Genomic DNA, 13,033 nt, shown 5'->3' with positions numbered 1-13,033 from the left:
AAATGGCTAAAGATCAAATAGTAGTACAAGGAGCTAGAGCACATAACTTAAAAAACATCGATATAACGATTCCGAGGGATAAGCTCGTCGTATTGACGGGCTTATCGGGATCCGGGAAATCGTCTTTGGCTTTCGATACGATTTACGCCGAGGGCCAAAGGCGGTATGTCGAGTCGCTGTCTGCTTATGCGAGGCAGTTCCTCGGCCAAATGGATAAACCGGATGTCGATGCGATTGAAGGATTATCCCCTGCAATCTCGATCGATCAGAAGACAACAAGCCGAAACCCGCGTTCTACGGTTGGGACAGTTACAGAAATCTATGACTATCTGCGCCTGCTTTATGCCCGTGTCGGCAGACCGGTCTGCCCCATCCACGGGATCGAAATAAGTTCTCAGACCATCCAGCAGATGGTCGACAGGATCCTGGAATACCCCGAACGCACAAAGCTTCAGGTCCTTGCGCCGATCATTTCCGGCAGGAAAGGGACTCATGTGAAGACCTTTGAAGAGATTAAAAAGCAGGGATATGTAAGGGTGCGCGTCAACGGAGAGGTCCTTGATCTTGGAGACGACATCGAGCTTGAGAAGAACAAGAAGCATGATATAGAGGTCATCATTGACCGTGTCGTTGTGAAGGAAGGCGTGGAAGCCCGGCTTTCCGACTCGCTTGAAACGGCTCTTCGCCTTGCCGATGGCCGTGTGATCATAGATGTGATCGGTGAAGAGGAATTATTGTTCAGCGAGCACCATGCCTGCCCGGAATGTGGATTTTCCATCGGCGAACTTGAACCGAGAATGTTCTCCTTCAACAGCCCGTTCGGCGCATGCCCAAGCTGTGATGGGCTCGGTTCCAAGCTCGAAGTGGACAAGGAGCTCATCATCCCGATCATGGAAAAGACGTTGAATGAGAATGCCATCGCACCATGGGAGCCGACAAGTTCCCAGTACTATCCGCAATTATTGAAGGCAGTCTGCAACCACTTTGGAATTGATATGGATGTCCCGGTAAAAGACCTGCCGAAACACCAGCTTGATAAAATCCTTTACGGATCAAACGGTGATGAAGTTTATTTCCGTTATGAAAATGACTGGGGACAGGTAAGGGAGAACTATATTCAATTTGAAGGCGTTGTGCGGAACGTAGAACGCCGCTACAAAGAGACAAGTTCAGACTATATACGTGAACAGATGGAAAAGTATATGGCGCAGCAGCCGTGCCCTAAATGTAAAGGGTACCGCCTGAAGACGGAAAGCCTTGCTGTGAAAGTCGATTCCCTCCACATCGGTGAAGTGACAGCTTTCTCCATCGAGGAAGCGGAAGCGTTTTTTGCCGGGCTTGAATTGACGGAGAAAGAAATGAAAATCGCCAACTTGATCCTGAGGGAAATCCGTGAACGGCTCGGCTTCCTCGTGAATGTCGGATTGGATTACCTGACACTCAGCCGTGCCGCCGGTACCTTGTCGGGCGGGGAAGCCCAGCGCATCAGGCTGGCTACCCAGATCGGTTCCCGGTTGACAGGTGTCCTTTATATCCTGGACGAGCCGTCCATCGGCCTTCATCAGAGAGATAATGACCGGCTGATTTCCACGTTGCAGAATATGCGTGATATCGGGAATACCCTCATCGTGGTGGAACATGATGAAGACACCATGCTTGCCGCCGATTATCTGATTGATGTCGGCCCAGGGGCAGGTGTTCACGGCGGTGAAATCGTATCTGCCGGTACACCGCAGGAAGTCATGGAAGATGATAGTTCATTGACTGGCCAATACTTGAGCGGGAGGAAGTTCATCCCGCTTCCGGTTGAACGCCGAAAGCCTGATGGCCGGTACATCGAAGTGGTCGGTGCCAAGGAAAACAATCTGAAGAACGTCAAGGTGAAGATTCCGCTGGGCATATTCACTTCTGTTACTGGTGTGTCGGGATCCGGTAAGAGTACGCTGATCAACGAGATCCTCCATAAATCTCTTGCCCAGCAGCTTCATAGAGCCAAATCGAAGCCGGGAACACATAAGCAGATCAAGGGTGTTGAACACCTTGATAAAGTCATCGACATTGACCAGTCACCGATTGGCAGAACGCCAAGGTCCAATCCAGCCACTTATACAGGTGTATTCGATGATATCCGTGATGTATTCGCAAGTACAAACGAAGCGAAGGTGCGAGGCTACAAGAAAGGCCGCTTCAGCTTCAACGTGAAAGGCGGGCGTTGTGAAGCATGCCGCGGAGATGGAATCATCAAAATCGAGATGCATTTCCTGCCTGATGTATATGTACCGTGTGAGGTCTGCCATGGCAAACGTTATAACCGTGAAACGCTTGAAGTGAAGTATAAAGGCCAAAACATTGCCGATGTACTTGAGATGACCATCGAGGATGCACTTCAATTCTTTGAAAACATCCCGAAAATCAAACGCAAGCTGCAGACGATAGCGGATGTCGGCCTCGGCTACATCAAGCTTGGCCAGCCTGCGACGACACTATCCGGAGGGGAAGCCCAGCGGGTGAAGCTCGCTTCTGAACTTCACCGCCGCTCGACCGGTCGCTCCCTTTATATTCTGGATGAACCGACAACCGGTCTCCATGTGGATGACATTTCCCGTCTTCTGGTTGTCCTTCAGCGTCTTGTTGAAAATGGTGATACTGTCCTTGTCATTGAACATAATCTCGATGTCATCAAAGCTTCGGACTATATCATCGATTTAGGTCCTGAAGGAGGCGACAAAGGCGGAACCATCATCGGTACCGGCACACCGGAAAAAGTCGCCGAGGTACCCGAGTCCTATACAGGCAGATACCTGAAGCCGATCCTTGAACGCGACAGGGCGAGGATGGAAAAACGGATCAAAGAAAAAGAAGAAGTCGGCAGCAGCCGCTAACATAGTTTGATCATAAACAAGCACCCGGGTCGCGGGTGCTTGTTTTTTGGTCTATAGAAAGCTTTAGCGCTTTAAAGCAAGTGGGGACAGTCCCCACTTGCTTTAAAGCGCTAAAGGGATAGTGTTTCACACCTGCGGGATTACCGGGTCAGGCGGACCCCACATGCAGTTCCAGCACCCAGCCACGCGCAGCCGCACATCTGGAGCAGGAATCACCTGCGCGCATAAGTGAAAAACACATCCCGATACGTACCGTTTCTCAGCCTTGCGATGGAGGGAAGAAACCGGAAAATGTGGGAAGATTATTTTAAAGAAAACACTTCAGCTATGAAACCTTTAGGGAGTCACATCGTAAATATTAATAACAGAGAGGGGAGTGACTGCCTTGGAGACAAACAAATTGCTTTCATCCCTTTGTTATTTCAGCATCTTTTTCGCCGGGTTCATCTTTCCGATTGTAGTCTATTTTTTAACAACGGATCCGGAAACGAAAAGACATGCCAAATCAGCGTTTCTATCCCATCTGCTGCCGCTGATTGCACTGCCGCTGGTCATTGCGGGGATATTCTTTGATATCGGTATTTTATCAGTAGGAAGCGGAGTGCCGGTCTTTATTTTCCTCGCCATTGGGTTTTCGCTGCTAATTTCATTGGCCGTCGTTATTTGGAACGTGTATAAGGGAATAAAAGTACTGTTATAACTTTGAAGGAGTGGATAAGGATGAATGAAGAACGCAAACGTATATTGGAAATGGTTGAAAGAGGCCAGCTGTCCACCAAGGAAGCATTGACACTGCTGGATGCATTGGATAAAGATAAAGAAGACACCCCTTATAAAGAGAAAGCAAGCTACAAGGAGAAAGAAACTGATTTGCTTGATGACCTGTCCAGGCTCTTTACAGGTTCTGGCGAGAAATCAGGCTATCAGGGAGACGGAAAATCATCTCAGCATTTCAATAATGGCAAGGATAAACTGATCGACTTTTTCCAGTCCGCTTTAAACAAAGTTAAGAACATTGATTTGGATTTCGAATTTAATAAATCGATTGAGCTTTCCCACGTGTTTCAGGAAACTGAAGTGGAAACGCTTAAAGAAATTGCAATAGATGTAGCGAATGGAAAGGTGGAGGTTCTTCCTTGGGACCAAAATGAGGTCAGGGTCGAGTGTCAGGTGAAAGTATACCGCACAGATGACCTTGAAGAAGCAAGGAGATCGTTCCTCGCCAATGCTGATTTTTATATAGAAAACGGTAAGATGCGCTTATCCACTGAATTGAAGTGGATGAAGGTGAATTCCACCATCTATGTGCCTCAAGCGCAGTATGAAAAGGTCTTGGTCAAGGTTCTTAACGGCACCGTGAAGTCGGAAAGGATGAAGGCTGCTTCGTTCAAGGTCCGCTCTGGCAATGGAAAAGTGGAGTTGAAGGATATGACCGCGAAGATGATAGAAGTCGATACTTCCAACGGAGCCATTCATTTGGCTAATATCCATTCAGATAGTGTAGAAGCGGAGTCCATCAACGGTAAGGTTTACCTTGAAGGTGATGTGGTGGAAACCGACCTGCAGTCATTGAACGGGACCATTGTCTGCAGCCTTAGAGGCGAAAGGGCGGACACCCTTCATGCCAAGGCTGTCACAGGCGGTATTGATTTATATGTTCCTGATTCCATCGGCTTGAAAGGAGAAGCCAAGTCCAACCTTGGCAGTTTTAAGATCGAGATGGAGGGTATCAATATAGTAGAAGAGAAAAATGAAGTGGTACAAAAGCATGTTCACTTCTCCAAGGAAAGTGAATCGGATAGGAAGCTGCATATCTTTGCTCACACAAAAACAGGTTCCGTCCTCATAAAAAAATCGGAAGAGAAGAATGATATGTAGGACAACACATAAGATGTAAGAGAGGATGATATTGAATGGCTCTTGGTCGTTCACGTACCAATAAGGTCTTGGCGGGAGTGATTGGCGGTATCGCCGAACAAACCGGCATAAGCGCAAACATACTGAGGATCCTCTTTGTCATTTTGCTGTTCCCGACTGGGTTCTTCCCGTTAGGCTTGGCTTATATTATAGCTGCGTTTGTACTCCCTAAAAGATAAGAAGGGGTAAATACAATGAGATGGCTGATCGGAATTTTAATCAATGCGGTGGTTTTTGTCAGTCTTGCCGGTTACTTCCAAGGATTTGAAGTATCCAGCTTCGGAGCGGCCGTCATCGCCAGCTTCATTCTTGCCATTTTAAATGTACTGGTAAGGCCGATCTTGATTTTGCTGACACTGCCGGCCACCATTTTAACACTGGGGCTGTTCCTCTTTGTCATTAATGCAGTTACATTGCTGCTCACTGATGGCATAATGGGAGACAGCTTCGAAATCGATGGCTTCGGGATGGCATTCCTTGCCGCAATCATCCTGTCCATCATCAATATAGCGATTCAAAAAGCTGTTATTGAGCCAATGAAAAAACGAAAAGAGTGAGAGGCATGAAAACTGCTTCTCACTCTTTTTTTTGGGGATCTTTTCGTCAACTTTGTTGCTATTCAATATTAATTTCAAATAATATCTCTGGTAAACCTTCCTAAAAACCCCGGTGAGCAGGAAAGAAAAGAGCTGCTCGTTTTTTGAAAGTAAAATCTTTAGGGGGGAAATCCGGCACCTGGGATTTTTCCGAAAGCAACAATATATAAGAATACAGCCTTTTTCAAAGAAAAACTTCAATCCCTCGAAATAAATGCTTGAAACCCCGCCTTTCGTAGCTTGGCAGCCAATGCCTCTGCATTTTCTTTTTTGGAAAAAGCTCCTGTCTGGACTTTATACAAACTGCTTTTCAAGGATTTTTTAGTCAGATTGCAGTACTCTGCCACCGCAAGAGCAACTGCCTCTCCGCAAGATTCACGGTATTGAGTTGAACCGAGCAGTGCTGCCTCTTTTTGATTTGTCATGAATCCACATTCCACGAGCACGGCAGTCATCTTCGTTTCCCGCAGCACATGAAAATCGGCTGCTTTCACCCCCCGGTTTGCTAGACCGGCTGCTGACACCACTCTAGTTTGCAGGATGTTCGCCAGTTTTACTGCCGGGGCAGGTTTTGTTTTATAAACGTAAGTTTCTATTCCCCCTGCGTTATTCCACCCATTTCCAAAAGCATTTGCATGAATGGAGACAAACACATCGGCACCCCATTTGTTTGCTGAATCGGTCCGGAGTTTTAAACTGACATCTTCTTGATCAGAATGAGTAAAGAAGACCTCCGTATTTTCATAAGTAAGGAGAGCAGCTTTTGCTGACAGGGCAGCCGCCCTGTTGAATTCATACTCCTTCATTCCTGAGGGACTTCGTTTTCCGGGTGTGCTGTAACCGTGGCCGGCATCAATGGCAATTTTCATATTTATCCACCTCTCTATCCAGTTTTCATTTGATATATAGGATAGTTGGACAGATTGTGGACACCCCAATGGAAAAACAAGGTCTGCCAAGGTGGTAGTCACCTGTAGAAAAGTGCTAAAATGAGTTAGGATGAATTCATTACAGAGGTCTTTGCGCAAAGTTACAGATGCAGGGGCAGCTGTCTGGGTTAAGATCTGTCAAAAATACCTGATACATATAATGATTCGCATAAAAAAGGAGGACTTCTTTTTGGCAAAAGTACGCGCGAAAGATATTGTTGAGAAGTTTGGATTGGAATTGGTGAGCGGGGAGGAAGGGCTGCATCGCCCCATCGTCACAAGTGATATATCGCGGCCGGGATTGGAAATGGCAGGATACTTTAACTACTATCCCGCAGAACGGATCCAGCTTCTTGGAAAGACAGAGCTAAGCTTCCTTGAAAAACTGGATGACAGCCAGCGCAAATCACGCATGGATCAGCTGTGCACCGACATTACACCGGGAATCATCATCAGCAGGGACATGGATATCCCCCAGGAATTGGTGGAAGCCTCCACCCGCAATGATGTCCCTGTCATGAAAACCCCGATGAAAACGACCCGTTTTTCCAGCCGCCTGACCAATTATCTTGAAAGCAAGCTTGCTCCGACAACCGCCATCCATGGTGTATTGGTGGATATTTATGGAGTAGGTGTACTGATTACAGGAAAAAGCGGTGTTGGTAAAAGTGAGACAGCTCTTGAGCTTGTGAAAAGAGGGCATCGTCTTGTTGCGGATGACTGCGTGGAAATCCGCCAGGAAGACACCGATACACTTGTCGGCAGTTCCCCTGAGCTGATTGAGCATCTGCTCGAAATCCGCGGCCTGGGCATCATCAATGTCATGACCCTTTTCGGAGCAGGAGCGGTCCGGAGCTATAAGCGGATCACACTTTGCATCGACTTGGAGCTGTGGGATAAAACCAAGCAATATGACAGATTGGGATTAGAAGAAGAAAAAATGCGGATCATTGATACGGACATCACAAGATTGACGGTGCCGGTCCGCCCGGGGCGTAACCTTGCCGTCATCATCGAAGTCGCCGCGATGAATTTCCGCCTGAAACGAATGGGAGTCAATGCAGCGGAACAATTCACCAACCGCCTGAGTGACGTCATCGACGAAGGCGATCAGGAAGATTTCTAAGACCGGCTTTACCCCTTTTAAGAGCTGAAAGAGTTTGACTCTTTTAGTGCAATGACGCGTTAACGCAGCCGGGGACAGTCCCCTGTTACGTTAGTGCGTTAAAGGATATTTGATTTGAAGAATGGGAGTGTTTGAGTATGGAGTCTACGATTAGGCCCCTTGATCCGATTGCGTTCGAGTTCGGTCCGCTGCAGGTTCATTGGTATGGATTGATCATCGGATTGGGGATAGCATTGGCGTTATATTTAGCGGTGAGAGAAAGCGACCGCCTTGGATTGCCGAAAGATACATTCATCGATTTGATTGTCTGGGCCATCCCGATTGCGATCATTTCTGCCCGCATCTACTATGTCGCATTTGAATGGGATTATTATTCGCAAAATCCCGGTGATATCGTCAAAATCTGGAATGGAGGCATTGCCATTCATGGCGCTCTCATCGGTTCCGTAGCGACTGCCTACTTTTTTGCCAAATCAAAAGGGCTGTCTTTCTGGAAGCTAGCTGATATCGCTGCCCCAAGCATCATCCTCGGCCAGGCAATTGGCCGCTGGGGGAATTTCATGAACCAGGAAGCGCACGGCGGGGAAGTGAGCCGCCAGTTCCTGGAGAATCTGATGCTGCCCGATTTTATCGTCAACCAAATGTACATCAATGGTACATATTATCACCCGACTTTTCTTTATGAATCTCTCTGGAATATTGCCGGATTCATATTACTATTGATCATCCGCCGCAAACTGAATCTACGGGTCGGTGAGCTGTTCCTTTCTTATGTGATCTGGTACTCCATCGGCCGGTTCTTTGTCGAAGGAATGCGGACCGACAGCTTGATGCTGACAGAGTATCTCCGCATTGCACAGGTGATTTCGATCGTCCTGATAATAATTGCCGTCGGCCTGTGGATTTACAGGAGAATGAAGGGATATGCAGCCAAACCCTATAATGATGTAGAAGCCTAGAGAAATAGAACAAACAAGGGGAGTAAGGAGTATGCTTGGAACATCTATAAAAAACGGCTCAATAGCCGGGCTGAAGACAACCTGGTCCTTGGGGAAGGTCATTTTTCCGATCACGATGATCGTCGTCATGCTGCAGCATACGCCGATCCTGCCTTGGATCATTGAGAAAATTTCACCATTCATGGGATTGTTCGGCCTTTCAGGGGATGCGGCGATTCCACTCGTTCTTGGGAACTTCCTCAATTTGTACGCAGCGATCGGTGGGATTCTTTCACTTGATTTGACGGTGAAAGAAGTGTTCATTGTAGCGGTCATGCTCAGCTTCTGCCACAACCTGCTGATTGAATCATCGGTTGCGGCGAAGGTCGGCGTGAAAATCTGGGTCATCCTTACTGTGAGGATCGGATTGGCGGTCGTGTCCGCAATTGTCATCAATCTCGTATGGAATGGCGGCGGTGAACTCGCTCAGTACGGGATGATGCCGCCACAGGGCGCAGACCCGGAAAGCTGGGGGCAGATCATTCTGCTGGCCTTCGAAAAAGCAGGGTATGGAATCCTTCAGCTTGCCTTGATTGTCATTCCGCTAATGATCGCATTGCAAATTTTGAAAGATAAGAAGTGGCTTGCGGCCTTCTCCAATTGGATGTCGCCGTTCACAAAGGCGATGGGGATGAATGCCAACACTTCCACAACGATGGCAGCCGGCCTCTTGATCGGGCTTGCTTATGGAGCAGGTGTGATGATCCAGGCGGTAAAAGAAGACGGAGTGAGCAGAAAGGATGTCACACTGGCATTCATTTTCCTCGTTGCCTGCCATGCGGTGGTCGAGGACACCCTGATCTTTGTTCCGCTCGGCATCCCAGTCCTGCCGCTCCTGGTCATCAGGCTTGTCACGGCAGTCCTGCTGACCCTGACAGTCGCATTTATCTGGAGACGTGCTGAAGCCACGAAAGCCAAAGGAAAGGAAGCAACAACGATATGAGTAAAAAAATCACAACAGTGCTGTTCGACTTAGATGGAACATTGATCAATACCAATGAACTGATCATAGCCTCCTTCCTGCATACATTGAATCACTATTTCCCTGATCAATATAAAAGGGAAGATGTCCTGCAATTCATGGGGCCCCCGCTTGAGGAATCTTTTTTAAAAGTGAACCCGGATGCCGTCGAGGAAATGGTCAAGATGTACCGCGCATACAACCTGGAACAGCATGATTCCCTCGTCACTGAATTCGAAGGTGTCTTTGAAACAGTGCAGACCCTGAGCCAGAACTGCTGCAAGCTGGCAATCGTATCGACAAAGGTCCGCGATGTCGTGATCAAGGGATTGGAGCTAACGAACCTTGATCAATTCTTTGATGTCATCATCACCCTTGATGAGGTGGAGAAAGCAAAGCCTGATCCTGAACCGGTTGAAAAAGCCTTGTCAGCCCTTGGATCTGCACCGGGCGAAGCAATCATGGTTGGAGATAATCACCATGATATCCTTGCTGGTAAGAACGCGGGGACCCGCACTGCCGGAGTCGCCTGGACGGCAAAGGGCCGTGAACACCTTGACCAGTATGAACCGGATTTCATGCTGGAGACGATGGCCGACCTTTTAGATGCCGTCGGGATGGAAAGACGATGAGAAGGACCACCCGTTATCCAGTTGACGGGGCAAATTCTCTTTGGCATGTTTATAAAACCGTTCCTTTCCTGAAAGTCGTCAAAAACTTCGTCGTCATCCAGGTGGCGAGATATACACCTTTTTTGGGAATGAAGAACTGGCTTTATAAAACTTTTTTAAAAATGAAGATCGGGAACGAAACTTCCTTTGCCCTGATGGTCATGCTTGATGTCATGTTTCCTGAGAAAATATCTGTGGGGCGCAACACGGTCATCGGCTATAACACGACGATCCTTGCCCACGAATATTTGATAAAAGAATACCGTCTCGGTGAGGTGGAAATCGGAAGCGAGGTCATGATCGGCGCCAACACGACCATCCTTCCCGGCATCAAGATCGGTGACGGTGCGATCGTTTCAGCCGGTACGCTGGTCCACAAGGATGTTCCGGCAGGCTCATTTGTCGGAGGCAATCCGATGAAAGTGATTTATACGAAGGAAGAGCTTGCCGACAGATGGAAAGACGATGAAATTTATGGTGTTGAAAAATGATGGATCCCCCTTTCAGCTTGCTCTTTTTTGCTGGAAGGGGGATTTTTTGTATGTTTTATGTCGAATTTTATCGATTGGCCGATAAATCCTTGGAATCGCCGAAACCGACCCAGGAATCGTCGAAAATGCTGATAAAAGCGCCGAAACCAATCCCAGAAACGCCGAAACCATGTCTGAAAGCGTCGATAATATGCTGGAAGGCCGGAACATGACCTTATCATTATAGCCGGATGAAGTCCCTGCCAGTTATGCACCCTCGATCCCTCCAGCCGGATGGGGTCTTTTTTTACGTTCCGGGCAAGCTAATCAAAACGGTTGACGGGCAAAACGAGTAGAGGTACACTACTATTAACTTTAATTTATTAGCACATTAGCGAACTAAAGGATTCTAACTATTTTCAATAATCCGGCTGCAGTGCCATAATAAAAGTGTTTCGTACTTGTTGTTTTTGAAAAAATCACAAAAGCCGTATTTTTCCCGGGTCCAAGGTTATCTCTCGAAAAAGGGGAAGTAACTCTTTACCGGCGGGATTATCAGTGAATGACAGCGGGATTCTTCGAAATTCATATAAAAAGACGGAAAGTGCCTGATAAATAGATATTGTAAAAACTCAGATTGAAAAGGTGGTTGCCATGTCAAAGCTGTTCATGTTCGAAAAGCCATTGGGGATGAGGGACACGTTTCCCAATCTCTATCAAGCAAAATCATCATTAAAAACGAAAATGGAAGAAACGATAAAAGCCTGCGGCTATCAATTTATAGAAACACCGACACTGGAATATTTCGAGACAGTCGGGGATGCATCGGCAATCCTGGACAGGCAGCTGTTCAAGCTCCTCGACCAGCAGGGACACACCTTGGTGCTCCGTCCCGATATGACGGCACCGATTGCAAGGGTCGCAGCATCCAAGCTCCTTCGCAATAAAAAGCCATTACGGCTTGCTTACTGCGCTAATGTCTTCCGTGCCCAGCAGCGGGAAGGAGGCAGGCCGGCTGAATTTGAACAATTCGGAGTCGAATGCATCGGGGACGAAACGATTTCAGCTGATGGCGAAGTGATTTCGCTGATGATTTCGGCACTGAAAAATGCCGGATTGCGCAATTTCACCATCTCTATCGGACATATAGGATTCGTCAATGAGCTTTTTAAAGAAATTCTCGGGACTGAAGAGCGTGCGAATATTTTAAGCCGCTTCCTGTATGAAAAAAATTATGTCGGATTCCGGGACCATGTCAACAGCCTGTCCTTGTCATCCATTGATAAGCAGCGCCTTTTTTCATTTTTAAAATTAAGGGGTGGCAAAGAGATATTGCGCGGCGCTTATCCATTGATGGAAGGAGAGGCCGGGCAGGAAGCGATTGAACAGTTGGAAGAGCTGGCCGACCTTCTCAAAGATTATGGCGTTGACCAATATGTGAAATTTGATTTAAGCCTGGTCAGCCACATGAGCTACTATTCGGGGATCCTTTTTGAAACTTATGCAGAGAATGTCGGATTTCCAATTGGCAACGGCGGCCGTTATAACAAGTTGATGGAAAAGTTCGGGAAGGAATCGGGGGCTACCGGTTTTGCCCTGCAGCTGGACCACACCCTGGAAGCTTTGGGGTTCTCGGAAAGCGCGGTCCTTGATCATTGTGTGCTTTTCAGCCGTGAGCGGAGAAGTGAAGCTATCCAGTACGCACAGGAACTGAGGCACCAAGGGAAAAGTGTGGTGCTCCAGGATTGGAAAGGGATCAGCGATGTTGATGAATTTTCGAAAGAATTCATCGAGGTCAGTTATTTTATCGGAAAGAATGGAAAAGGGGGTGAGGAATGATGACGGAGTTGACCATCGCGATGCCTAAGGGGCGGATTTTTGATGAGGCACTTGAACTCCTGAAACAGGCGGGTTACAATCTTCCGCCTGAATTCGATGATTCCCGGAGACTGATCATCGAAGTGCCGGAAGAGAAGCTGACATTCATCCTTGCCAAGCCGATGGATGTGCCGACATATGTGGAACATGGGGTGGCTGACCTTGGCATCGCTGGAAAGGATGTCATGCTGGAGGAAGAGCGTGATGTATATGAACTGCTTGATTTGAAAATTTCCCCTTGTTACCTGGCTGTTGCCGGATTGCCGGGAACCACGATGAGTGAGGTAGCGCCAAAGATTGCCACGAAGTATCCAACGATTGCATCAGGCTATTTCCGTGAACAGGGGGAGCAGGTTGAAATCATCAAGCTGAATGGTTCCATTGAGCTGGCGCCGATGATCGGGCTTGCCGACCGGATTGTGGATATCGTATCGACCGGAAGGACTTTGAAGGAAAATGGGCTGGTCGAGTATGAAAAGATCGTTGGCATCACGTCCAGGCTGATTGTCAATCCGGTCAGCTACCGGATGAAGGATGAACGAATTGATGAGCTGGCAGAAAGATTAAGAGACGTGGTCAGCCGTATCACGGTTTAGAAGGAGGGG

At 47.7% G+C, this 13,033-nt stretch carries 13 protein-coding genes; 12 read left to right on the top strand and 1 reads right to left on the bottom strand.

Features of this window, described 5'->3' with window-relative positions:
- The first annotated feature begins 2 nt into the window (after positions 1-2).
- The 5 genes from uvrA to D3H55_RS01215 all read left to right on the top strand — a co-directional run bounded on the left by uvrA (position 3) and on the right by D3H55_RS01215 (position 5,356).
- Positions 3-2,882, top strand: a complete 2,880-nt coding sequence (gene uvrA, locus D3H55_RS01235; RefSeq protein ID WP_119545061.1) for an excinuclease ABC subunit UvrA — start codon at positions 3-5, stop codon at positions 2,880-2,882.
- A 385-nt stretch (positions 2,883-3,267) separates the two neighbouring features.
- Entirely contained in the window at positions 3,268-3,582 is a 315-nt protein-coding gene (locus tag D3H55_RS01230) for a magnetosome magnetite crystal formation protein family (RefSeq protein ID WP_119545060.1), read from the top strand.
- 20 nt (positions 3,583-3,602) lie between these two features.
- A complete protein-coding gene (locus D3H55_RS01225; RefSeq protein WP_119545058.1) occupies positions 3,603-4,760 on the top strand; it encodes a DUF4097 family beta strand repeat-containing protein in 1,158 nt (385 codons plus the stop codon).
- A gap of 35 nt (positions 4,761-4,795) precedes the next feature.
- Positions 4,796-4,978, top strand: a complete 183-nt coding sequence (locus D3H55_RS01220; protein ID WP_119545056.1) for a PspC domain-containing protein — start codon at positions 4,796-4,798, stop codon at positions 4,976-4,978.
- A 15-nt stretch (positions 4,979-4,993) separates the two neighbouring features.
- Complete coding sequence (locus D3H55_RS01215) at positions 4,994-5,356, top strand: phage holin family protein (RefSeq protein WP_119545054.1); 363 nt, start codon at positions 4,994-4,996, stop codon at positions 5,354-5,356.
- 236 nt (positions 5,357-5,592) lie between these two features.
- Here the strand turns inward: D3H55_RS01215 and D3H55_RS01210 are convergent, their stop codons facing one another.
- Positions 5,593-6,264, bottom strand: a complete 672-nt coding sequence (locus D3H55_RS01210; RefSeq protein ID WP_119545052.1) for an N-acetylmuramoyl-L-alanine amidase — start codon at positions 6,262-6,264, stop codon at positions 5,593-5,595.
- Positions 6,265-6,514: 250 nt separating this feature from the next.
- Between D3H55_RS01210 and hprK the strand changes: the two genes are divergently transcribed.
- From hprK to hisG, 7 genes are all read left to right on the top strand, one after another.
- A complete protein-coding gene (hprK, locus tag D3H55_RS01205; RefSeq protein WP_119545050.1) occupies positions 6,515-7,450 on the top strand; it encodes an HPr(Ser) kinase/phosphatase in 936 nt (311 codons plus the stop codon).
- Positions 7,451-7,587: 137 nt separating this feature from the next.
- Positions 7,588-8,409 carry a prolipoprotein diacylglyceryl transferase gene (lgt, locus tag D3H55_RS01200; protein WP_119545048.1) on the top strand — a complete coding sequence of 274 codons (822 nt, stop codon included), beginning with the start codon at positions 7,588-7,590 and terminating at the stop codon, positions 8,407-8,409.
- Between the two features lie 31 nt (positions 8,410-8,440).
- Positions 8,441-9,391, top strand: coding sequence for a nucleoside recognition domain-containing protein (locus tag D3H55_RS01195; protein ID WP_119545046.1), 951 nt, complete (start codon positions 8,441-8,443; stop codon positions 9,389-9,391).
- Positions 9,388-10,041 (top strand): pyrophosphatase PpaX, encoded by a 654-nt coding sequence (gene ppaX / locus D3H55_RS01190; RefSeq protein ID WP_119545044.1) that lies wholly within the window; start codon positions 9,388-9,390, stop codon positions 10,039-10,041. Before D3H55_RS01195 ends, ppaX begins: the two co-directional genes overlap by 4 nt.
- A complete protein-coding gene (locus D3H55_RS01185) occupies positions 10,038-10,571 on the top strand; it encodes an acyltransferase (protein WP_119545042.1) in 534 nt (177 codons plus the stop codon). The genes ppaX and D3H55_RS01185 overlap by 4 nt, the downstream gene beginning before the upstream one ends.
- Before the next feature lie 633 nt (positions 10,572-11,204).
- Positions 11,205-12,389 (top strand): ATP phosphoribosyltransferase regulatory subunit, encoded by a 1,185-nt coding sequence (locus tag D3H55_RS01180; protein WP_119545040.1) that lies wholly within the window; start codon positions 11,205-11,207, stop codon positions 12,387-12,389.
- Positions 12,386-13,024 (top strand): ATP phosphoribosyltransferase, encoded by a 639-nt coding sequence (gene hisG / locus D3H55_RS01175; RefSeq protein WP_119545038.1) that lies wholly within the window; start codon positions 12,386-12,388, stop codon positions 13,022-13,024. Before D3H55_RS01180 ends, hisG begins: the two co-directional genes overlap by 4 nt.
- The last annotated feature ends 9 nt before the right edge of the window (positions 13,025-13,033 follow it).

The sequence above is a fragment of the Bacillus salacetis genome (assembly GCF_003581585.1).
Classification (GTDB): domain Bacteria; phylum Bacillota; class Bacilli; order Bacillales; family Bacillaceae_B; genus Rossellomorea; species Rossellomorea salacetis.
This window is presented reverse-complemented; position numbering and strand designations above follow the sequence as displayed.

Coding starts and splice junctions, on each gene's coding strand:
- uvrA (WP_119545061.1), top strand. CDS start 3: ATGGCTAAAGATCAAATAGTAGTACAAGGAGCTAGAGCACATAACTTA.
- D3H55_RS01225 (WP_119545058.1), top strand. CDS start 3,603: ATGAATGAAGAACGCAAACGTATATTGGAAATGGTTGAAAGAGGCCAG.
- D3H55_RS01220 (WP_119545056.1), top strand. CDS start 4,796: ATGGCTCTTGGTCGTTCACGTACCAATAAGGTCTTGGCGGGAGTGATT.
- D3H55_RS01215 (WP_119545054.1), top strand. CDS start 4,994: ATGAGATGGCTGATCGGAATTTTAATCAATGCGGTGGTTTTTGTCAGT.
- D3H55_RS01210 (WP_119545052.1), bottom strand. CDS start 6,264: ATGAAAATTGCCATTGATGCCGGCCACGGTTACAGCACACCCGGAAAA.
- lgt (WP_119545048.1), top strand. CDS start 7,588: ATGGAGTCTACGATTAGGCCCCTTGATCCGATTGCGTTCGAGTTCGGT.
- D3H55_RS01195 (WP_119545046.1), top strand. CDS start 8,441: ATGCTTGGAACATCTATAAAAAACGGCTCAATAGCCGGGCTGAAGACA.
- ppaX (WP_119545044.1), top strand. CDS start 9,388: ATGAGTAAAAAAATCACAACAGTGCTGTTCGACTTAGATGGAACATTG.
- D3H55_RS01185 (WP_119545042.1), top strand. CDS start 10,038: ATGAGAAGGACCACCCGTTATCCAGTTGACGGGGCAAATTCTCTTTGG.
- D3H55_RS01180 (WP_119545040.1), top strand. CDS start 11,205: ATGTCAAAGCTGTTCATGTTCGAAAAGCCATTGGGGATGAGGGACACG.
- hisG (WP_119545038.1), top strand. CDS start 12,386: ATGATGACGGAGTTGACCATCGCGATGCCTAAGGGGCGGATTTTTGAT.